Origin of the sequence: Streptomyces sp. NPDC050625 (assembly GCF_040654755.1) — a bacterium.
Taxonomy (GTDB): Bacteria; Actinomycetota; Actinomycetes; order Streptomycetales; family Streptomycetaceae; genus Streptomyces.
Map to the genome: position 1 here is coordinate 334253 of NZ_JBFAIQ010000005.1, position 20457 is coordinate 354709.

Sequence of the window (20457 nt, forward strand, 5' to 3'; positions counted from 1 at the left end):
CGCTGACCGTGATGCCGAACCGGATACGGCAGGGCGCCCGCCGTGTGGACACCGCCACGCCCGCCTCCCGGGACCGGGCCGTCGACGCCCTGCGTGCCTTCGCGATCCTCGGTGTCGTACTCGGCCACTGGCTGGTCACGGCGCTGGTCGCGGACGACGGCTCGCTGCACGCGGCGAGTCCGTTGCGGTCCATGCCCTGGCTGGCGCCCGTCTCCTGGGCCTTCCAGACCCTCGCCGTCTTCTTCCTGGTGGGCGGCCATGTGGCGACCCGCGGCTATGCCTCCGCGCGGGCCCGCGGGACGACCTACGGCGAGTGGCTGCGCGGCCGCCTGTCCCGGCTGTTCCGGCCGGTGGCCGCGCTGCTGACCCTGTGGGCGGTGGCGGCCGCGGGTCTGCTCGTCTCGGGCGCCCGGTTCGAAACGATCCACACGCTCGTCAAACTGGCCCTGTCCCCGCTGTGGTTCCTGCTGGTCTTCGCGGCCCTGACGGCGGCGACCCCGCTGGTGACCCGGCTCAACCCGCTGTGGCCCCTGGCCGTTGTCATCCACGTGGACCTCCTCCGATTCGGGCTGGGCGGCGCCCCGTCCTGGCTCGGCTGGGTGAACGTGGCCGCGGGCTGGCTGGTGCCCTACACCCTGGGCGCGGCCTGGACCCGCGGCGAACTGGAGGGCCGCAGGGCGGGCTGGGTCCTGTTCGCGGGCGGTACGGCGGCCACCGCGGTGCTGGTCGCGTGCGCGGGTTATCCGGCGTCGATGGTCGGCGTCCCTGGTACGGCGATCTCGAATCTCAACCCCCCGACGCTGGCGGCCGTCACCTTCGGGCTGGCGCAGTGCGGGCTGGCCCTGCTGCTCCGCGACCGGCTGCGCCGCGCGATGGCCCGCCCGGTGGTCTGGGCCGTGGTGGCGCTGGTCAACCTCTCCGCGATGACGATCTTCCTCTGGCATCAGACGGCGCTCATGGCCACGACGGCCGTTACCCTCCCGGCCGGCCCGCTGCCCGGTCTGCACACCATGCCCGACCAGCTGACCTGGGTGGCGGCCCGGCTGGCCTGCCTCCCCCTGTTCGCCCTGGCCCTGACCCTGTGCTGGACGGCCTTCCGTTCCTACGAACAGGGCCCGCGCCGCCTGCGGAACCGCCCTTCCCGGGTGATCCGCCGCCACCCCCAGTCCCAGTCCCACTCCCACGCGCACCGAACGGAACCGAAGAAGTCCCGCCATGCCTAGGGTTGAGGAGATGACCCCCACGGACCCGGCGGCCGGAGACGGCGAGACGCCACCCCACACGGCCGAAGGCCCGGTGCCCACCACCGAATCCGCACCTGAATCCGCACCCGCCCTCAAACCCGCACCCGAACCTGCACCCCAACCCACCCCCGAACCCGCCCCCGAGCCCGAACCCGCGCGCGAAACGCTCCTCAACCGCCTGCGCACCCGAACACGCCGCTGGTTCCGCATCCTGAAGTACCTGATCGCCACATGGATCGCCCTGGGCATCACGCTGGCCGGCGGCGACGAACTCTCCACGTCCTACGGGTTCGACACGGCAGACGGCCTCCTGGCCGGCTTCGCCCAGGGACTGGCCGTCGTGCTGGCCCTGTCGCGCCCGGTCCCCGCCTGGGGCATCTCCCTCGGCGCGATGGTCGTCACGGCCACGGCGGCCCGCCCCGTCCTCGCCGACGCTCCGCAGCCCGGCCCCGACTGGCCCTGGGCGACCCCCCAAGTCCTGGCCCACACCTTCGTGTTCTTCCTTCTCGCCCTACGGCTCCCGATCCGCAGGGTGATCGCCGCACTGGCGGCGTCCGGTCTGGCGACCTTCCTCATCGAGGGTGTCATCGGCGGGGCGGGATACACCGCGACCGGCCTGGTCGCGGTCGCCGTCTTCTCCGTGGCCGTCCTGGTGGGCGCCGCCCTGCGCGCCCGAAGCGAGGCCCGCACCCGGCTGGTCGAGCAGGAGACGATCACCGCGGAGGAACGGGCCCGCCGCACGCTGTTGGAGGAGCGCAGCCGTATCGCGCGTGAGCTGCACGACGTGGTCGCGCACCATATGTCGGTGATCTCCATCCAGGCCCAGGTGGCCCCGCACCTGGTGGACAACCCCTCCGAGGAGTTGAAGGAGAACCTGGCCGGCATCCGCCAGAACGCCCTGGAAGCACTCACCGAACTGCGCCGGGTACTGGGCGTCCTGCGCTCCGAGAACCCGGACGAACCGGCCCCGGACTCCCCGCAGCCCACCCTCGACCGGCTCGACGCGCTCATCGAGAACACCCGGGCCGCCGGCCTGGACGTGGTCACCGACATCCGCGGCGAACCCCGCCCCTACCCGCCCGGCGTGGAACTGTCCGCGTACCGGATCGTCCAGGAGGCCCTCAGCAACGCCCTGCGCCACGCGCCTGGTTCCAAGGTCCGGGTGGAGGTCAGCCACTTCTCCGAGGGCGTCCATCTGGGAGTCATCAACTCCCGCCCCGGCCGGCCCGTTCCCCCTTCCCCGGGCACGGGCCACGGCCTGCTGGGCATGAGAGAACGCGCGACGATGCTGGGCGGCCATGTCACGGCGACCCCCACTCTGCACGGTGGATTCATGGTGACGGCTTTCCTCCCCAAGGACGCACGCGCACGCGTGGACCGACCCCCCACGGCCCCGGCCCCGGCCCCGGCCCCGGACCCGAACCCGGACCCGAACCCGGACCCGAACCCGGACCCGAACCCGGACCCGAACCCGGACCCGAACCCGGACCCGGACCCAGCGGCCGCCGGCCGCGAGATCTCCCTCCAGGGGCCACCCCCAATCCCCCCACAGGGGCCACCCGCACCCGCAATCGAGAGCCATGCACCAGTCCCCGACGAAGGAGCCCAGACCCCATGACACCCGTCGGCCCAGGCCCCATCCGCGTACTGATCGCCGACGACCAGCAAATGGTCCGCCAGGGCTTCACGGTCCTGCTCAACACCCAACCCGACATCGATGTGATCGGGCAGGCGGTGGACGGCAGGGACGCACTCACCAAGGTCGCCGAACTGACCCCGGACGTGGTCCTGATGGACATCCGGATGCCCGAAATGAGCGGTATCGAGGCGACCCGTCGCATCACCACCGACGACCCGGCCGTCAAGGTCCTGGTCCTCACCACCTTCGACCTGGACGAGTACGTCTACGAGGCGCTGCGTGCCGGCGCCTCCGGCTTCCTCCTCAAGGACGCCTCCGCGGACCAACTCGCCGAGGCGGTCAGAGTGGTGGCCGCCGGGGACGCCCTGCTCGCGCCCGGGATCACCCGTCGTCTCATCGCCGAGTTCTCCCGCCTGGACGGTCCCCGTCGCGCCCCGCTGAAGCAACGCGTCGGCGACCTGACCGAGCGCGAGACGGAAGTGCTGGCCCTGATCGCCCAGGGACTGTCGAACGCGGAGATCGCCGAGCGGCTGGTGGTGGCCGAGCAGACCGTGAAGACACACGTCGGCCGCATCCTGGTGAAGCTGGGCCTGCGCGACCGCACTCAGGCGGCGGTGTTCGCCTACGAGTCGGGTCTGGTCCGCCCCGGAACCCGCTGAAACCAGCCCTGGCCTGCCCCGCGTAGTACCTGAGACGGATTCCCAAGGACCCTCTCAGAGGTGACGACCGCGACCCCGGCCGCCGCATACCGTTTTCATCGTGACCGAGACGACGCACATGCAGACGACACCGCCGGGCGCAGCCGCCAGGCCGCGCAGCCCGGAGTTCCGGCTTGTCGCGGACGCCCTGCGGGGGCTGCGGCAGGACCTGTTCCACAACGCGTTCGCGTATGTCCCGCTGCCCCGGATGCGTGTCGACGGCCGGCTGACCCGCCGTCTCACCGGTCGCGCCCGGGACTACGCGGCCTGGAGAGCGCACATGCTGGTGGCCGCCGCGGGCGCGCTGGCGATGTTCATCGGGTTCGCGGGCAGTGGTACGGGCGGCGGGGCGGCCGTGCTGTGCGGTCTCCTCGCACTGGTTCCGGTGCTGCTGACCCTGGCCCGTCCGGTGGGTGCCTTCTGGGTGTCCCTCGCGGCGACGGCGGCCGCCTCGATCGTGGGCTCGTCCTGGATGGACTGGCCGTGGCTGCCGGGTAGCTTCATGGCCCATCTCGTGGTGCTCACGGTGGTGGCGATACGGACCCGCCCGCGCACGGCGGCCTGGATGTGGGTGCTGACCGCGGGCTACGGCTTCGTGGTCGAGTCCACCCTGGGCGGGGGCCAGCTCAACACCAACGCCGGTCCGATGCTGGTGCTCTCGGCGATAATCCTGCTGGCCGTCACGGTCTGGCACATACGCCAGGACGCCGCGCAGGAGGTGACCGCCCAGCAGACGGTGACCGCGCACGAGCGCTCGCGCCGCACGCTGCTGGAGGAGCGCACCACCATCGCCCGCGAACTGCACGACGTGGTCGCCCACCACATGTCGGTGGTCGCCATCCAGGCGGAGGCGGCGCCGTACCGGGTGGAGAACCCGCCGCCGGAGCTGGAGAAGGCCTTCGCCACGATCCGGGAGAACGCGGTCGCGGCGCTGACCGAGCTCCGCCGCGTCCTGGGCGTGGTCCGCGCCGAGGACTACGAGGCACCGGACGCCCCCCAGCCCACCCTCGCCGACCTGGACTCCCTGCTCGACAATGTGCGGGAGGCCGGGCTCGGGGTGGAGAAGACGGTGACCGGCGCGGTGCGCGAACTCCCGCAGGGCGTGGAGCTGTCGGCGTACCGGATCGTGCAGGAGGCACTGAGCAACTCGCTGCGGCACGCGCCGGGGACGAGCGCGCGGGTCGAGATCGGGTATGTGCTCGGCGGGCTGGGTCTGCGCATAGTCAACGGCCCGCCGCCCGCGCCCGACCTGGTGAAGCCGTCACCGGGCGCCGGACACGGGATCACCGGGATGCGGGAGCGTGTCTCCATGCTGAACGGCGAGATGACGGCAGGGCCGGCCGAGGACGGGGGCTATGAGGTGACGGTGTTCCTGCCGGTCGCCCTGGAACTCGACCGGGAGGGCCGCGGAGACGACCGACGCGACGGGCACGACCACAGGAACGGTGCATGACGACTCGTACGATCCGCGTACTGATCGCGGACGACCAGATGATGGTGCGTGAGGGCTTCTCGGTCCTGTTGAACGCTATGCCGGACATCGAGGTCGTCGGCGAGGCTGTCAACGGCCGCGAGGCCGTCGAGCGGGTGCGGGAACTCGCCCCGGACGTCGTGCTGATGGACATCCGGATGCCCGAGCTGAACGGCATCGAGGCGACGCGGGAGATCGTCGCCGCGGACGGCACGGCGAAGGTGCTGGTGCTGACCACGTTCGACCTCGACGAGTATGTGTACCAGGCGCTGCGGGCGGGGGCCTCCGGGTTCCTGCTGAAGGACGCCTCGGCCCGCCAGCTCGCCGACGGGGTGCGGGTGGTGGCCTCCGGTGAGGCGCTGCTGGCCCCCACGGTCACCAAGCGGCTGATCACGGAGTTCTCCCGGCTGTTCGAGGCACCGCGGCCGGTCCCCACCGGACAGTCGGCGTACGGGGAGCTGACCGAGCGGGAGACGGAGGTGCTGGTCCTGATAGCCCAGGGCCTGTCCAACGCGGAGATAGCCGAGCGGCTGGTGGTCGCCGAGTCCACGATCAAGACCCATGTCAGCCGGATCCTGGTGAAGCTGGGTCTGCGCGACCGCACCCAGGCGGCGGTGTTCGCCTATGAGGCGAGACTGGTCACGCCGGGGTGAGAGACCCCTGGTCACGGAGGGAGGAACCGGGCTAGCGTCCGTCCATGGCAGCTGTTTCCGATCTCGCCTTCGACCCCTGGGACCCGGCGTTCCTCGCCGATCCGTACCCGGCCTATGCCGAGCTGCGGGCGAGGGGCCGTGTGCTCCACTACGAACCGACCGACCAGTGGCTGGTGCCGCACCACGCGGACGTCTCGGCGCTGTTGCGGGACCGCCGCCTCGGCCGTACGTATCAGCACCGGTTCTCGCACGAGGACTTCGGCCGCACGGCGCCCCCGCCGGAGCACGAGCCGTTCCACGTCCTGAACGACCACGGGATGCTCGACCTCGAACCGCCGGACCACACCCGTATCCGGCGCCTGGTGTCGAAGGCGTTCACCCCGCGCACGGTGGAGCGGCTCAAGCCCTACGTCGGCGAGCTGGCCGGGGAACTGGTGTCGGCCCTCGTGGCGGCCGGCGGCGGCGACCTGCTGACGGACGTCGCGGAGCCGCTGCCGGTCGCGGTGATCGCGGAGATGCTGGGCATCCCCGAGTCGGACCGCGCCCAGCTGCGACCCTGGTCGGCGGACATCTGCGGGATGTACGAGCTGAATCCCTCCGAGGACACGGCGGCGAAGGCGGTCCGGGCCTCGGTGGAGTTCTCCGACTACCTCCGGGAGCTGATCGCGGCGCGCCGCAAGGAGCCCGGCGAGGACCTCGTCTCGGGTCTGATCGCGGCGCACGACGAGGGTGACCGGCTGACCGAGCAGGAGATGATCTCCACGGCGGTCCTGCTCCTCAACGCGGGCCACGAGGCCACGGTGAACGCGACGGTGAACGGCTGGTGGGCCCTGTTCCGCAACCCGGCCCAGCTGGCCGCCCTGCGCGCGGACCACTCCCTGGTCCCCTCGGCCATCGAGGAGCTGATGCGCTACGACACCCCGCTCCAGCTCTTCGAGCGCTGGGTGCTGGACGAGATCGAGATCGACGGCACGACGATCCCGAGGGGCGCTGAGATCGCCATGCTCTTCGGCTCCGCCAACCACGACCCGGCGGTCTTCACCGCCCCCGAGACCCTCGACCTCACCCGCGCGGACAACCCCCACATCTCCTTCAGCGCGGGTATCCACTACTGCATCGGCGCTCCACTGGCCCGCATAGAACTGGCGGCATCGATGACAGCGCTGCTGAAGCAGGCCCCACGCCTGAGCCTGACGGCAGAGCCGCGGAGGAAGCCGAACTTTGTGATCCGGGGACTGGAGGGGTTGAGCGTGGAGGTGGGGTGACCCCACCCTCACGTCGTCAAGTCCCGTCTCCGCAGGGCCGTCAGCCCCGCGGCCACCAGGGCCACCGCCAGCGCCGCAAGGGTCAGTACCGGGGTCCACTGCATCTCGGCCCCCGGTAGCTTCGGGAGGTGGCCGAAGGGGGAGAGGTCCAGGATGACCTGGGGTGCGTTCAGGGCCGGGCCCACCCAGCCGATCAGCAGGACGGCGACCGCCACTCCCCAGGCTGCTGCTGCCGCCCGGGGGGCGAGGCCGTAGAGCAGGACCGCCACCCCGCCGATCACCCATATCGCCGGGAGCTGGAGGAGGCAGGCGCCCAGGATCGGGGCGATCTCCTTGCCGTAGCCGACGGCGAAGCCCAGGCCCGCCAGGAGCATGATCAGGGCCGAGCCGCCGAAGGCGATGGTCAGATGGCTCGCGGCCCAGCGCAGGCGCCCCACTGCGCAGGCCAGTACCGGTTCCGCGCGGCCCGAGGTCTCCTCGCCGTGCAGGCGCAGTACGGAGGCCACGACATACAGGGACGCGATCAGGCCGAGCATGCCGACCATCGCCGCGAGGAACGCGTTCGTGAACGCGCTCTGGCCGCCCATCCGCTCGAAGATCTCCCGTGCCTGATCGTTGCCGCGGACCAGGTCGGCCGCGCCGTCGGTCAGCCCGCCGTAGACGACCCCGGCCAGGAAGAAGCCGATCGACCAGCCAAGGACGCTGCCCCGTTGCAGCCGCCAGGCCAGCGCGCCCGCCGTGCCCATGCGGCCGTCGGCCGGTCCGGGCCGCGTGGGCAGGAAGCTCATGCCGACGTCCCGGCGTCCGGCGAGTCCGTAGGCCAGCGCGCCCTGGGCGGCGATCGCGGCGGCGAACAGCAGCAGCACCCACCAGCGTTCGTCCGCGAAGGACCGCTGGTTCTCCAGCCAGCCGAGCGGCGACAGCCACGTCAGCACCGAGGAACCGTCGTCGGACGCCGAGTCGCCCGCCGCGCGCAGGACGAAGGCCGCCCCGAGGACCGCCGAGGTCAGCCCCCGGGCGAGCCGTGCGCTCTCCGTCAGCTGGGCGACGATCGCCGCCATCGTGGCGAAGAGCATGCCGACCCCGGCGAGGGCGAGGCCGAAGGACACGGCGCCCGAGGTTCCCTGCCCGGCCAGACCGGCGGTGACCAGCAGCGCGAGTACGGCGTTCGCGACGGCCGCGGCCAGCAGCGCCGCCGTGAGGGAGGCTCGGCGGCCGACCATCCCCGACGCCACCAGCTCCTGCCGGCCGCTCTCCTCCTCGTCCCGGGTGTGCCGTACGACGATCAGCAGGCTCATCACGGCGGCGAGGGCGGCGGCGTACACGCCCACGCGCCAGGCCGTGAGCGCCCCGATGGAGGTGTCGAAGACCGGGCCGATCAGGGCGCGGAACGAGGCGTTGGTCTCCATCTGCCGTACCAGGTCGGCGCGTTCGGCGGTGGTGCCGTACAGGGACTTCAAGGTGCCCGGCATGGAGAGGATCATGAGGGCGTTCACCGCGACGAAGACCGGGATCATCACCCGGTCGCGGCGCAGGGCGAAGCGCAACAGGGTTCCGGTGCCGGCCAGTTGGCGGGTGCCGCCCGGCGTCCGTACCGCGAGGGTGGTCATCGCGACACCTCGTCCTGGTAGTGGCGCAGGAACAGTTCCTCCAGAGTGGGCGGGGTCGAGGTCAGGGACCGTACGCCCGACTCGCTCAGCTGCCGCAGCACGGCGTCCAGCTTGTCGGTGTCCACCTGGAGGCGCACCCGGCGGCCCTGTACGTCGAGGTCGTGGACGCCGGGGAGGTGGGACAGGCCGTTGGGCGGGCCCGCGAGTTCGGCGCTGACGCTGGTGCGGGTGAGGTGGCGCAGGTCGGCCAGTGAGCCGCTCTCGACGGTGCGGCCGTTGCGGATGATGCTCACCCGGTCGCAGAGCTCCTCGACCTCGCTGAGGATGTGCGAGGACAGCAGGATCGTGCGGCCGCGGTCGCGCTCCTCCTCCACGCAGCGCTGGAAGACCTCCTCCATCAGGGGGTCCAGGCCCGAGGTCGGCTCGTCCAGGATCAGCAGGTCGACGTCCGAGGCGAAGGCGGCGACGAGGGCGACCTTCTGCCGGTTGCCCTTCGAGTAGGTGCGGCCCTTCTTGGTGGGGTCCAGCTCGAACCGCTCGATCAGCTCCGCCCGCCGCGCCTTGTCGAGGCCGCCGCGGAGCCGGCCGTACAGGTCGATGACCTCGCCGCCGGAGAGGTTGCGCCACAGGGTGACGTCGCCGGGGACGTAGGCGATCCGGCGGTGCACCTCCACGGCGTCCCTCCACGGGTCGCGGCCCAGTATCTGCGCGGCGCCCGAGTCGGCGCGCAGCAGGCCGAGCAGCACCCGGATGGTGGTGGACTTCCCGGAGCCGTTGGGGCCGAGGAAGCCGTGGACCTCTCCGGTGGCGACCTCCAGGTCGAGGCCGTCCAGGGCGTGTGTCCGCCCGAAGGACTTGTGCAGTCCGGAGACGGTGATTGCCTTCGTCATGGCTCAGAACGTACGCTTCTTTCAGAAATTTGTGAAGTTAAGGAAGGCTATGAAGCTCGGATAGGATGCAGTCATGACGCAAGCAGCCGGTACGGAGCGTGACCCCGAGGCGGTGTCGAAGTTCGTCGAGTCCTTCGCGGCACAGCTCGTCGAGGCCGGGATGCAGCGCATGCCGGCCAGGATCTTCGCCGCGCTCCTGTCCTCCGACGACGGCGCGATGAGCTCCGCCGAACTGGGTGACCAGCTCCAGGTGAGCCCCGCCGCGGTCTCCGGCGCGGTGCGCTACCTGGCACAGCAGCACATGGTGTCCCGCGAGCGCGAGCCCGGTTCGCGGCGCGAGCGCTACCGGGTGCACAGCAATCAGTGGTACGAGGCCCTGACCAACCGCGAGGCGGTCATCAAGCGCTGGGAGAGCGCTTTGCGCGAGGGGGTCGCCAGCCTCGGCGCGGACACCCCGGCGGGCCGCCGTATGGCCGAGACGCTGGCCTTCTTCGAGTTCGTCGACGGCGAGATCGCGGCCATGATGGAGCGCTGGCGGGTGCACCGCGAGCGGGTCTTCGGGCAGGACTGAGCCCGCGGGCCTTCAGGCGCCGGCCCGCTGGGGCACCGTGAGCCCCCAGGCCCCCTCCACGACCCGCCACGTGCGCTTGCGCACCGGCCCCGCCACGCCCGCGTCCGCCCGGTACCGGAAGTCCGGTCCGGCCACGGTCACGCTCCGCCCGGAGGCCCGCAGCAGGCACGCCTCCGCGCCCACCGAAGCCGGCCGCACCTCGACCTCGGCCAGCCCGGCGGAACCGGTCGCCACCGAGACCCCCTCCACCGGCTGGTCCAGATCGACGAGCGTCACCCCGTCGACCTCCACCCGCAGCCGCGCGGGCCCGGGGGCGGGCACGGAGGTGGCCAGCCGGGCGGGGCGCGCGCCCAGCGTCCGTACGAGGGACCGGTACGTCGTCCGCAGCCAAGGGCGGGCCGGAGCCACGGGCACCGGCTCCAGCTGCGCGGCCCGCCGCACCGGCACCGGCGGGATCCGCAGCGCGCCGAGCACCACCCCGTCACTGTCGTCGACCAGCAGGTCCATGCGCCGCTCCACCCCGTCGAGCACGGCCCGCGCCGCGGCCACCGCCCCCGTCGGCACCCCCAGGGTCTCCGCCAGCGCCAGCGCGCCCCCCACCGGCACCACCGACAGCACGCATCCGGCCAGCTCCCGCTGCCGGTGCAGCAGGGACACCGCACGCACCAGCGCCCGGTCGTCGCCGATCACCACGGGTCGGCGCGAGCCGCGCCGCGCCAGCGCGCGGGCGAATTCCTCCGGCCCCTCCGGCAGGCACACCTTGGTGGTCGCACCCGCGCTGAGCACGTCTTTCGCGATCCGTACGGACTCCCCGTCCGTCCGCCGGGCGACCGGGTCGATGACCACCAGCAGCTGATCGGACGTCGCGAAAGTCGCCACCTCGGTCCTGCCTCGCTTCCTCGGGTAGCATCTTTGTGCAAGAGCCCCTTGCGCTATTGCGCCAGGGGCTTCGTCTATTCCGGGGCATCCGGTCCGACGGTTGTGCGACCAAAGGCGGTCGCGGTGGTGCGCGGCGGTGAACCTTACGCCCACGCCCCTGACCTTGGACATGCCCCGCCCGGAAGGGGTGTACGCGCGTGCCCGCACTTGTGCTGCTCGGTGCTCAGTGGGGTGACGAAGGCAAGGGGAAGGCCACCGACCTGCTCGGTGGCTCGGTGGACTATGTCGTTCGCTACCAGGGCGGCAACAACGCCGGCCACACGGTGGTCGTCGGCGACCAGAAGTATGCACTCCACCTGCTCCCTTCCGGAATCCTCTCTCCCGGCTGTACGCCGGTCATCGGAAACGGTGTCGTCGTCGACCCGTCGGTCCTGCTCTCCGAGCTGAGCGGTCTGAACGAGCGCGGCGTCGACACGTCGAAGCTCATGATCAGCGGTAACGCGCACATCATCACCCCGTACAACGTCACCGTGGACAAGGTGACGGAACGCTTCCTCGGAAAGCGGAAGATCGGGACGACGGGGCGCGGTATCGGTCCGACCTACGCGGACAAGATCAACCGTGTCGGGATCCGGGTCCAGGACCTGTACGACGAGTCGATCCTGGAGCAGAAGGTCGAGGCTGCCCTCGACGTCAAGAACCAGATCCTCACCAAGCTGTACAACCGGCGCGCCATCGCCGTGGAGCAGGTGGTCGAGGAGCTGCTGGGCTACGCCGACAAGCTCGCCCCGTACGTCGCCGACACGGTCCTGGTCCTCAACCAGGCCCTGGAGGAGAACAAGGTCGTCCTGTTCGAGGGCGGCCAGGGCACGCTCCTTGACATCGACCACGGCACGTACCCCTTCGTCACCTCCTCGAACCCGACCGCGGGCGGTGCCTGCACCGGTGCCGGCGTGGGCCCGACGAAGATCAGCCGGGTCATCGGCATCCTCAAGGCGTACACCACCCGCGTCGGCGCCGGTCCGTTCCCGACCGAGCTGTTCGACGCGGACGGCGAGGCGCTGCGCCGCATCGGTGGTGAGCGCGGTGTGACGACGGGCCGCGACCGCCGCTGCGGCTGGTTCGACGCGGTCATCGCCCGCTACGCGACCCGCGTGAACGGCCTGACCGACTTCTTCCTCACCAAGCTGGACGTGCTGACCGGCTGGGAACAGATCCCGGTCTGCGTGGCGTACGAGATCGACGGCAAGCGCGTCGAGGAGCTCCCGTACTCGCAGACCGACTTCCACCACGCGAAGCCGGTCTACGAGAACCTCCCGGGCTGGTCCGAGGACATCACCAAGGCGAAGTCCTTCTCCGACCTGCCGAAGAACGCCCAGAACTACGTCAAGGCGCTGGAGGAGATGTCCGGCGCCCCGATCTCCGCGATCGGCGTGGGTCCGGGCCGCGACGAGACGATCGAGATCAACTCGTTCCTCTAGTCATCCGGGACCCTTCATCCCAGACCCTCCAAGGGCTGGTCATGGACATGAACATCCTTGACCGGCCCTTGGGCTGTTCCTGGTTCCGCGCGGAACCGGCGCAGGACAAGCATCTACGCGGGTAGTGCCGTTCCTTCCGCCTCTTCCGTTCCAGGAGCCCCGAATGCCCGTCCAGCCCATGAACCGCCGGCAGTTCATGCAGAAGTCGGCCGTCACCGGTGCCGCCGCCGTCGCCGCCGGAGCGGTCGGCACCGGTACCGCCGAAGCATCCGACCACGAGCCCGAACACACGCCCCGCACCTGGTCGTTCTCCATCCTCGGCACCACCGACCTGCACAGCCACGTCTTCGACTGGGACTACTACAAGGACGCCGCCTACACCGACAAGGCCGGCAACTCCTGCGGTGTCGCCCGCGTCGCGACCCTCGTCAAGCAGCAGCGCGAGGCCAAGGGCGAGGACCGCGTCCTGCTGGTCGACGCCGGCGACATCATCCAGGGCACCTCCCTGGCCTACTACTTCGCCCGCGTCGACCCGATCACCGGCACCGACGGCAAGCGCGGCCCCAAGCACCCGATGGCCGTCGCCATGAACCACATGCGCTACGACGCCGCCGCCCTCGGCAACCACGAGTTCAACTACGGCATCGAGGTCCTGCGCAAGTTTGAGAGCCAGTGCCGGTTCCCGCTGCTCGGCGCCAACGCCCTGGACGCCAAGACCCTCCGGCCCGCGTTCCTGCCGTACACCGTGAAGCGCATCTGCGTCCCCGGCGCCCCCGACATCAAGGTCGGCATCCTCGGCCTCACCAACCCCGGCATCGCGCTGTGGGACAAGGACAACGTCAGCGGGAAGATGGTGTTCCCCGGCCTGGTCGAGCAGGCCAAGAAGTACGTCCCGCGGCTGCGCGCCCTCGGCTGTGACGTCGTCTTCCTCACCGACCACTCCGGCCTCGACGGCTCCTCCTCCTACGGCGACTCGCTCCCGTACGTCGAGAACGCCTCCAACCTCGTCGCCGAGCAGGTCCCCGGCATCGACGCCATCCTGGTGGGCCACACCCACGTCGAGGTGCCGTCCTACACCGTCAAGAACGAGGAGACCGGCGAGGAGGTCCTGCTCTCCGAGCCGTACTGCTGGGGCTACCGGCTCAGCGTCTTCGACTTCGAGGTCGAGCTGCACCACGGCCGCTGGAAGGTCACGAGCAAGACGGCCCAGACCCTCAACCCGAACACGGTCGACGAGGACCCGGAGATCACCAAGCTCCTGGAGGCCGACCACGAGCTGGTCGTGAAGTACGTCAACACGCCCGTCGGCACCTGCACGGCGGACCTCTCGGCAGCCGAGTCCTGCTGGAAGGACGTCCCCATCATGGACTTCATCCACGAGGTACAGATGAAGACGGTCGGCGCGGGCCTGTCCACCGCCGACGCCGCGCTCCCGCTCATCTCCGTCGCCGCGCCCTTCAGCCGCACGGCCGACATCCCCCAGGGCAGCGTGACCATCAAGGACATCGCCGGGCTCTACATCTACGACAACACCCTCTACGGCAAGAAGCTCACCGGCGCCCAGCTCAAGGACTACCTGGAGTACGCGGCGAAGTACTACCACCAGGTCCCGGCGGGCACCGCGGTGGACACCTCCACCCTCACCAACGCCAACAGCTTCTGGGACTACATGTACGACACCGCGGCGGGCGTGTCCTACGAGATCGACATCGCCCAGCCGGAGGGCTCCCGCATCAAGAACCTCACCTACAAGGGCGCTGCGGTCGCCGACGACCAGGTCTTCGTCGTCGCCGTCAACAACTACCGCGCCAACGGCGGTTCGGGATACCCGCACATCGCGTCCGCCGGCATCGCGTACAGCTCCACCAACGAGATCCGCCAACTGATGATCGACTACGTGGTGTCCAAGGGCACGCTGAACCCGGCGGACTTCGCGGACGCCAACTGGAAGCTGACGCAGGCCGGAACGCTGGTGTTCTGAACGCCGACTGCGGAGCGGCCGTAGGGTCCGCCCGCTTCTCGGCGACTGTCGGGCTTCCGCGAGGCGAGTCAAGGGCGCTCCGCGTCGCCTTCGGCGATGGCCCTCCGGGCCACCCTTGACACGCCTCGCTCCACCCGGGCAAGAAGCGAGCGAGCGGCTCGGAAAGACGGTGGCCCAGCCCGGCGTCGGCGACCTCGGTCGGCTGCCAGTCCCCGTCGGCCGACGGACGCGGCCCGGCCTCGCCGGCACGCCGGGTGGGTTCGGCGGCGAACGGTCGGTGGGTGGGGCGGAGCTCCGACGTTGGTGGTGATCGGTGGACGTTGGGGCTGATTGGTAGATCTGGGCCGCATTTGAGCGCTCTGAGCCCTCTGGAGCGTCCCAAACCCTCCAATGACGTCGGCCGTACGGCCACCCCACCCATCCACCGGTTGTAAGCCGCTGAAGCAGCCCGCGGTGTGCCGGTGAGGCGATACCGCGCCCTTCACCGACGGTGTCCGCTCGGCGCCGCCAAGGGGCATTGCCGGGCGGGGCCACCGTCTTTCCGGGCCGCTGAGAGGAAGCGAGCGGCCCGACGCCGAGGTGGCCGTCTGACGGTCAGCTGAAGACGATCATCGACCCCTGGGCCAGGCTCCGGGTCGCCGCCGCGTGCAGCCCCAACCAGACGTGCCGTTCGCGGGCGAAGGGGCTGGGATCGTAGGGCGGCGGGACCGCCGGCTCCTCCAACTCCGTGGGGCCACGCGGAGGTTCCGGTGCCGCCGGGGGGTTGGCCGGATCGATGCCGATCGACGGGGCGACGAACTCCAGTTCCCGCAGCAGCGTCTGGGAGGAGCCCAGTGGGCCGCCGCTCGCCAGCAGCTCGTCGTTGGACAGCGGGTCGGGGAAGTCGACCGGGACGTAGGCGCCCGCGTGGTCGTAGTGCCAGACCAGGTGCGACTGCTGGGCGGTGGACTCGAACATCTCCAGGAGCTGCTCGTAGTCGCCGCCCAGTTCGTCCACCGGGGTCACCGGCAGCCCGCACATCTGCAGGAGGTAGACCCGGCGCAGGAAGTGCAGCGCGTCGTAGTCGAAGCCGGCCACCGGGGCGACCTCACCGGACAGTCCCGGCATGTACTGGTACACCGGCACCGGTGGCAGACCGGCCTCGGCGAGCACCTTGTTGTATTGCGCGAGTTCCTCGGCGAACGGGTTGTCCGGGGTGTGGCACAGGACGTCCACGAGCGGCACCAGCCACAGGTCACAGGCCAAAGAGAGCTCCTCGCATCAGCACGCGTACACGCATTGCAGGGTGGTGAGGGAAGGGTAGTCACAGTAGTCGGGGCAGTCGGGGCAGTCGGGGCAGTCGGGGCAGTCGGGGCAGTCGGGGCAGTCGGGGCAGTCGGGGCAGTCGGGGTTGTCGGTGCGTGCAGGCTCAGCCTCCCTCGTGCAGGTCCCATACCCACACACCGTGCGTCCACTTTCCGGCACGACCGGTGAGCTTGTGCAGGGCCGTGCGCAGCTTGTCGTCGTTTGGCTGGGGTACGACCACCAGGACGCCCGCCTTCCAGTAGGCGAAGTCCCGCTTGGCCTGCGCCTGCCAGTTCTTGCCGATGACCGGGACCACGCCGGTCCAGCGCACGTCGCGGAGCATGTTGGAGGTGTAGCGCGGGGAGGCGCCGTAGATGCCGATGCGGTCCTCGCCGTAGGGGCCGTTGAAGTAGCCGCCGGGGAGTCGGAAGCCCAGATGGGCGGCCGTCTGCCAGTGCAGGGCCTCCGCGACGCCGGAGTCGGGCAGCGGCACGGGCACGAGCGACTCGCCCTCGCGGACGTACGACTTCCAGGTCCCGTCCGTGAAGAACGCGGGCACCTCGGCCCGCTTTGCGGACTTCAGCGGCGCCGGGACCAGCGGGACCAGGGCGAGCAGGACGCCGAGGAAGCCGAAGTACATCGTGCCCACGGCACGGGTCGCCGCCAGCCGGTCCACCGCGATCGCCACCATCATGCCCAGCGCCGGGGCGCAGACCATCGCCACCCGGCCCTCGATCACCGACTCGAACAGCGGCTTGTCGGCCAGCAGGGCCCAGGGGCCGGGGTAGACGGTGTCGGTGAGCGGGATGCGGATCTTCGGGCCGAGGGAGAGCACCGCGGCGGCCACCGCGGTGAACGCCAGCGCCTTGACCAGGGCCTGCTCCCACAGCCGTACGAGGATCGCGAAGGCCAGGGCGACCAGCGGCCAGCCGTAGAACGCGTTCTGCTCGGTGGGGTTGGGGGAGAGTGAGTTCGCCGTCTGCGCGTCGCCCGCGAACAGCGAGCGCTCGGCGAAGGCGAGCAGGGACAGGGGGCTGTTGCCCACGTCGTCGCCGTGCAGGACGCTGCGATAGCTCTGCGGGCCGGTGAACTGCCAGTACAGGGGATAGGCGACGAGGGGGAGACAGACCGCCGCGCCGATCAGCAGGCCCTTCAGCAGCGGCCGCCAGGCCGCCCGTGCCACGTCCCGCCGTACGGCGGCGTAGGCGGCGGCGAACAGGGTCATGCCAAGCGCGGCAAGCAAAAAAGGTTCCTCGCCCAGGAAGACCTGGTAGGCGGCCATCAGGCCGAGCACGACCCCGTCCCGCACCACCCGCGTGCCCGTGCACAGCCGCAGGGCGCGGTCGATGATCAGCGGGATCATGAAGAGGATCACGAAGTTGGGGTGCGCGTTGGCGTGGCTGACCATCGGGGGCGCGAAGGCGGCCAGCGAGGCGCCCAGGAAGGCGGCCGCCCGCTGCCGTACGACCCGTTTCACGATCAGCCAGTACCAGGCGGCCGCGGTCGCGGCCAGGCCCAGCGTCATGCAGACGCTCAGCGCGACCGCGGGGCCCGCGGCGAGGGTGAGCGGCGCGAAGGGGACGGACAGGCCCAGCATGACCGTGTTGGCCATCAGGTTCACGCCGTCGGGGAAGCCCTGGAGGTCGGTGAAGAGGGGGTTGCGCAGATGGGCGACGTTGTCGGCGGTCACCGCGAAGAACCACTCCCACTGGTTCTGGTCCTGGAGGGAGTCGGGGAGATAGCGGTGGTCCGGGTCGAAGACACGGCCCGAGTAGAGGGCCACCGCCATCAGCAGGAAGAGGACGGTGACCAGGAGGTCGGCGGGGCGTACGGCGCGGGCTCTGAGCCGGGCCAGGTCGGTGAGGACGCGGGCGTAGTCGAGGGGGCCGACCTTCGAGCCGGGCTGATGGCTCCAGCGGACCGGGACCTCGGTCACGGGCCAGTCGTTGCGGTGGAAGTGCTGGAGCACCTCCACGTCTATGCCCCAGCCGTCGAGCCGGGAGGCGGCGAAGGCCTCACGGGCCCGGTCGCCCTCGAACAGCTTGAAGCCGCACTGGGTGTCCCGTATGCCCGGCACGGCCGTCGTGCGTATCAGGAAGTTCCCGGCACGGCCGAGCAGTTCGCGCACCCGGTGCTGGCGGTTGTCGATCGCCGCACCCGGCACCGAACGCGAGCCGATCGCCGCCGTGTGCCCCTCGCTGAGCGCCTTGTCGAGCCGCTCCAGCTCCGTGATGGGGGCCGCCAGGTCGGCGTCGGTGACCAACACCCGGTGGCCGCGCGAGGCCGCGACCCCGAGGCGCAGGGCGCTGCCCTTGCCGCGGTTGCGGTCACTGGTGACGAGCCGGACTCGTGGGTGCTCCAAGGCCGCTGTCTCCCGGGTGCCGTCGGTCGACCCGTCGTCGGCGACGATCACCTCCCACTCGCCCCAGCGGCCCTCGTTGTCGCTCAGATAGGCCGTGACGGCTTCGAGGGTGGGGCCAAGACGCTCTTCCTCGTTGTAGGCGGGGACGACGACGGAGAGGTCGACCACCTCGGCGCGGCGGCCGCTCATCCGGCCGCCAGCCGCTCGATGAGGGCGAGGGCGTGCGCGTTGTATCCGGCGACGATCGCGCGGGCGCGCGCGGGGTCCCGGCGGACCAGGGTGTCCACCAGTTCGGTGTGCCCGGACCACAGGCGGCCGCGCAGATCGGGCAGATGGCGCAGGTGCTGCACCGCGCACACCCAGGACTGGACGCGCAGCCGGTTCAGGAAGTCGGCGAGATAGGGGTTGCCGAACTGGGCGCCCAGCTCGCGCCAGAAGCGCAGGTCGTAGCCGATGAGCACGGTCAGGTCACCGGCGGCGGACGCGCGCTGGGCCTCCTCGCCGCGCCGGCGGACCGCGGCGAGGGCGGTCGCCGTACGGGGCTCCTCGGGGTTGGCGAACGGCTTGCGGCCGTCGATGAGCGCCTGGAACATGCTGTCGGTGACCAGGCTGCGCGCCTCGATCATGCCGCGGTAGTCGTCGAGCGAGTACTCGGGGACGCGGAAGCCGCGGTGCTGGTCGGCCTCCAGGATGCCCTGCGCGGACAGGTCGACCAGCGCCTCGCGGACCGGCGTCGCCGAGACCCCGTACTGATCGGCGATCTCCTTGACCGTGAACGCCCGGCCCGGCTGGAGCCGGCCCGCCAGCACCTCGTCACGAAGCGCGTCCGCGATCTGCTGCCGCAAGGTACTGCGGGTCACGGCGCCGTTGCCGGGCATGGTCGGGGGCTCTCCTCACGCGTATGGGTGCGGTGCTCGTCCATATCTACGAGCACGCCACCTTACGCGTTCGAGTTCCCCTGGTGAGCTTCGGTGTTACGGCCCTCACTCACACCGTGTATTCGTCGGCCACGCTCAGCGCGGCGTCCAGTGCCGCAAGACCCTCCTTCAGCTCGGCCTCGCTCACATTGCAGGGCGGGACGATGTGCGTGCGGTTCATATTGACGAAGGGCCACAGGCCGTTCTTCTTCGCTGCGGCACCGAAGGCGGCCATCGGCGCGTTCGCCTCGCCCGCCGCGTTGTACGGCACCAGCGGCTCCCGGGTCTCCCGGTTCTTCACCAGGTCGAGGGCCCAGAACATGCCCACACCGCGCACCTCGCCGACGCTCGGGTGCCGCTCGGCCAGCGCGCGCAGACCCGGCTCGACGACGCTCGCGCCCAGGTTCTTCGCGTTGGTGACGACGCCCTCCTCCGCCATCACGTCGATGGTGGCGACGGCGGCGGCACAGGCCAGCGGATGGCCGGAGTACGTCAGGCCGCCCGGGTAGGCCCGCTTGCCGAAGGTCTCCGCGATCTTCCCGGAGATGGCGACACCGCCGAGCGGCACATAGCCGGAGTTCACGCCCTTGGCGAAGGTCATCAGGTCGGGCACGACGTCGAACAGGTCGGCCGCGAACCACTCACCGGTGCGTCCGAACCCGGCCATGACCTCGTCCAGGACGAACACGATCCCGTACTTGTCGCACAGCTCCCGCACGCCCGCGAGATAGCCGGGCGGCGGAACCATGATCCCCGCGGTGCCCGGGATCGTCTCCAGGACGATCGCGGCGACGGTGCCGGGACCCTCGAAGGCGATCGTCGTCTCCAGGTGCTCCAGGGCCCGCGCGCACTCCTGCTCCTCGGTCTCCGCGTAGAAGCGGGAGCGGTAGAGGTAGGGCGCCCAGAAGTGGACGACACCGGCGGTGGCGCTGTCGGAGGGCCAGCGGCGCGGGTCGCCGGTGATGTTCACGGCCTGCTGCGTACCGCCGTGGTACGAGCGGTAGGCCGACAGCACCTTCGCGCGGCCCGTGTGCAGCCGGGCCATGCGCACCGCGTGCTCGATGGCGTCGGCGCCGCCGTTGGTGAAGAAGATCTTGTCCAGGTCGCCCGGAGTGCGCTCGGCGATCAGCCGGGCCGCCTCCGAGCGCGCCTCGACGGCGAAGGCGGGCGCGAAGGTGGTCAGGCGTGCGGCCTGCTCCTGGATCGCGGCGACGACCTTCGGGTGCTGGTAGCCGATGTTGGTGTAGACGAGCCCGCTGGTGAAGTCGAGGTAGCGCTTGCCGTCGTAGTCCCAGAAGTACGACCCCTCGGCGCCGGCCACGGCGAGCGGGTCTATGAGCTCCTGGGCGGACCAGGAGTGGAAGACGTGTGCACGGTCCGCGGCCTTCACGGCGGCGCCGGCTTCGGGATTCGGCTGAGGGGTCATGCGAGCGAGCGTAAGTGTCCGCGATGCGAACGCGGTATCGGCGACCTGTTCCCTGGTCGGGGGGTTTCCACGACAGATTGTCTGTT

16 protein-coding genes are annotated in these 20457 nt (G+C 70.8%); 9 read left to right on the forward strand and 7 right to left on the reverse strand.

Annotated features, from left to right (window positions below; genetic code table 11):
* Window positions 1-11 precede the first annotated feature (11 nt).
* From AB0I54_RS14735 to AB0I54_RS14760, 6 genes are all read left to right on the forward strand, one after another.
* On the forward strand, window positions 12-1223 hold the full coding sequence (locus tag AB0I54_RS14735; RefSeq protein WP_363296524.1) for an acyltransferase: 1212 nt from the start codon (window positions 12-14) through the stop codon (window positions 1221-1223).
* Window positions 1224-1233: 10 nt separating this feature from the next.
* Window positions 1234-2862: a sensor histidine kinase gene (locus AB0I54_RS14740; protein WP_363296350.1), complete on the forward strand. Its 1629-nt coding sequence runs from the start codon at window positions 1234-1236 to the stop codon at window positions 2860-2862.
* The gene (locus AB0I54_RS14745; RefSeq protein WP_363296351.1) at window positions 2859-3542 is read left to right on the forward strand and encodes a response regulator transcription factor; all 684 of its coding nucleotides are present in this window, start codon (window positions 2859-2861) and stop codon (window positions 3540-3542) included. Before AB0I54_RS14740 ends, AB0I54_RS14745 begins: the two co-directional genes overlap by 4 nt.
* A gap of 100 nt (window positions 3543-3642) precedes the next feature.
* A complete protein-coding gene (locus AB0I54_RS14750; protein ID WP_363296352.1) occupies window positions 3643-5034 on the forward strand; it encodes a histidine kinase in 1392 nt (463 codons plus the stop codon).
* A complete protein-coding gene (locus AB0I54_RS14755) occupies window positions 5031-5705 on the forward strand; it encodes a response regulator transcription factor (protein ID WP_363296353.1) in 675 nt (224 codons plus the stop codon). The genes AB0I54_RS14750 and AB0I54_RS14755 overlap by 4 nt, the downstream gene beginning before the upstream one ends.
* Before the next feature lie 44 nt (window positions 5706-5749).
* A complete protein-coding gene (locus AB0I54_RS14760; protein WP_363296354.1) occupies window positions 5750-6970 on the forward strand; it encodes a cytochrome P450 in 1221 nt (406 codons plus the stop codon).
* Window positions 6971-6978: 8 nt separating this feature from the next.
* Here AB0I54_RS14760 and AB0I54_RS14765 read toward each other — a convergent pair whose 3' ends face one another.
* Together AB0I54_RS14765 and AB0I54_RS14770 are read right to left on the reverse strand one after the other, a co-directional pair.
* On the reverse strand, window positions 6979-8580 hold the full coding sequence (locus AB0I54_RS14765; RefSeq protein ID WP_363296355.1) for an ABC transporter permease: 1602 nt from the start codon (window positions 8578-8580) through the stop codon (window positions 6979-6981).
* The gene (locus AB0I54_RS14770) at window positions 8577-9470 is read right to left on the reverse strand and encodes an ABC transporter ATP-binding protein (protein ID WP_363296356.1); all 894 of its coding nucleotides are present in this window, start codon (window positions 9468-9470) and stop codon (window positions 8577-8579) included. The genes AB0I54_RS14765 and AB0I54_RS14770 overlap by 4 nt, the downstream gene beginning before the upstream one ends.
* A gap of 73 nt (window positions 9471-9543) precedes the next feature.
* Between AB0I54_RS14770 and AB0I54_RS14775 the strand changes: the two genes are divergently transcribed.
* Window positions 9544-10041, forward strand: a complete 498-nt coding sequence (locus AB0I54_RS14775; protein ID WP_363296357.1) for a MarR family transcriptional regulator — start codon at window positions 9544-9546, stop codon at window positions 10039-10041.
* A 12-nt stretch (window positions 10042-10053) separates the two neighbouring features.
* Here the strand turns inward: AB0I54_RS14775 and AB0I54_RS14780 are convergent, their stop codons facing one another.
* Window positions 10054-10920, reverse strand: a complete 867-nt coding sequence (locus AB0I54_RS14780) for a diacylglycerol kinase (RefSeq protein ID WP_363296358.1) — start codon at window positions 10918-10920, stop codon at window positions 10054-10056.
* Between the two features lie 197 nt (window positions 10921-11117).
* On the opposite strand from AB0I54_RS14780, the gene AB0I54_RS14785 reads away from it, so the two are divergent.
* Both AB0I54_RS14785 and AB0I54_RS14790 read left to right on the forward strand, forming a co-directional pair.
* Window positions 11118-12401, forward strand: coding sequence for an adenylosuccinate synthase (locus AB0I54_RS14785; RefSeq protein ID WP_363296359.1), 1284 nt, complete (start codon window positions 11118-11120; stop codon window positions 12399-12401).
* A 163-nt stretch (window positions 12402-12564) separates the two neighbouring features.
* Window positions 12565-14382, forward strand: coding sequence for a 5'-nucleotidase C-terminal domain-containing protein (locus AB0I54_RS14790; RefSeq protein ID WP_363296360.1), 1818 nt, complete (start codon window positions 12565-12567; stop codon window positions 14380-14382).
* Window positions 14383-14976: 594 nt separating this feature from the next.
* Here AB0I54_RS14790 and AB0I54_RS14795 read toward each other — a convergent pair.
* The 4 genes from AB0I54_RS14795 to AB0I54_RS14810 form a co-directional block, all read right to left on the reverse strand.
* Window positions 14977-15627, reverse strand: a complete 651-nt coding sequence (locus AB0I54_RS14795) for a hypothetical protein (protein WP_363296361.1) — start codon at window positions 15625-15627, stop codon at window positions 14977-14979.
* A 163-nt stretch (window positions 15628-15790) separates the two neighbouring features.
* On the reverse strand, window positions 15791-18217 hold the full coding sequence (locus AB0I54_RS14800) for a dolichyl-phosphate beta-glucosyltransferase (RefSeq protein ID WP_363296362.1): 2427 nt from the start codon (window positions 18215-18217) through the stop codon (window positions 15791-15793).
* Window positions 18214-18906 carry a GntR family transcriptional regulator gene (locus AB0I54_RS14805; protein WP_363296363.1) on the reverse strand — a complete coding sequence of 231 codons (693 nt, stop codon included), beginning with the start codon at window positions 18904-18906 and terminating at the stop codon, window positions 18214-18216. The genes AB0I54_RS14800 and AB0I54_RS14805 overlap by 4 nt, the downstream gene beginning before the upstream one ends.
* 109 nt (window positions 18907-19015) lie before the next feature.
* Window positions 19016-20371, reverse strand: coding sequence for an aspartate aminotransferase family protein (locus AB0I54_RS14810; protein ID WP_363296364.1), 1356 nt, complete (start codon window positions 20369-20371; stop codon window positions 19016-19018).
* Window positions 20372-20457: the final 86 nt, after the last annotated feature.

What these genes read in the sequence shown, in the direction of transcription:
- AB0I54_RS14735 (WP_363296524.1), top strand. Translation starts at nt 12, where the DNA reads ATGCCGAACCGGATACGGCAGGGCGCCCGCCGTGTGGACACCGCCACG.
- AB0I54_RS14740 (WP_363296350.1), top strand. Translation starts at nt 1,234, where the DNA reads ATGACCCCCACGGACCCGGCGGCCGGAGACGGCGAGACGCCACCCCAC.
- AB0I54_RS14745 (WP_363296351.1), top strand. Translation starts at nt 2,859, where the DNA reads ATGACACCCGTCGGCCCAGGCCCCATCCGCGTACTGATCGCCGACGAC.
- AB0I54_RS14755 (WP_363296353.1), top strand. Translation starts at nt 5,031, where the DNA reads ATGACGACTCGTACGATCCGCGTACTGATCGCGGACGACCAGATGATG.
- AB0I54_RS14760 (WP_363296354.1), top strand. Translation starts at nt 5,750, where the DNA reads ATGGCAGCTGTTTCCGATCTCGCCTTCGACCCCTGGGACCCGGCGTTC.
- AB0I54_RS14765 (WP_363296355.1), bottom strand. Translation starts at nt 8,580, where the DNA reads ATGACCACCCTCGCGGTACGGACGCCGGGCGGCACCCGCCAACTGGCC.
- AB0I54_RS14770 (WP_363296356.1), bottom strand. Translation starts at nt 9,470, where the DNA reads ATGACGAAGGCAATCACCGTCTCCGGACTGCACAAGTCCTTCGGGCGG.
- AB0I54_RS14775 (WP_363296357.1), top strand. Translation starts at nt 9,544, where the DNA reads ATGACGCAAGCAGCCGGTACGGAGCGTGACCCCGAGGCGGTGTCGAAG.
- AB0I54_RS14790 (WP_363296360.1), top strand. Translation starts at nt 12,565, where the DNA reads ATGCCCGTCCAGCCCATGAACCGCCGGCAGTTCATGCAGAAGTCGGCC.
- AB0I54_RS14800 (WP_363296362.1), bottom strand. Translation starts at nt 18,217, where the DNA reads ATGAGCGGCCGCCGCGCCGAGGTGGTCGACCTCTCCGTCGTCGTCCCC.
- AB0I54_RS14805 (WP_363296363.1), bottom strand. Translation starts at nt 18,906, where the DNA reads ATGCCCGGCAACGGCGCCGTGACCCGCAGTACCTTGCGGCAGCAGATC.
- AB0I54_RS14810 (WP_363296364.1), bottom strand. Translation starts at nt 20,371, where the DNA reads ATGACCCCTCAGCCGAATCCCGAAGCCGGCGCCGCCGTGAAGGCCGCG.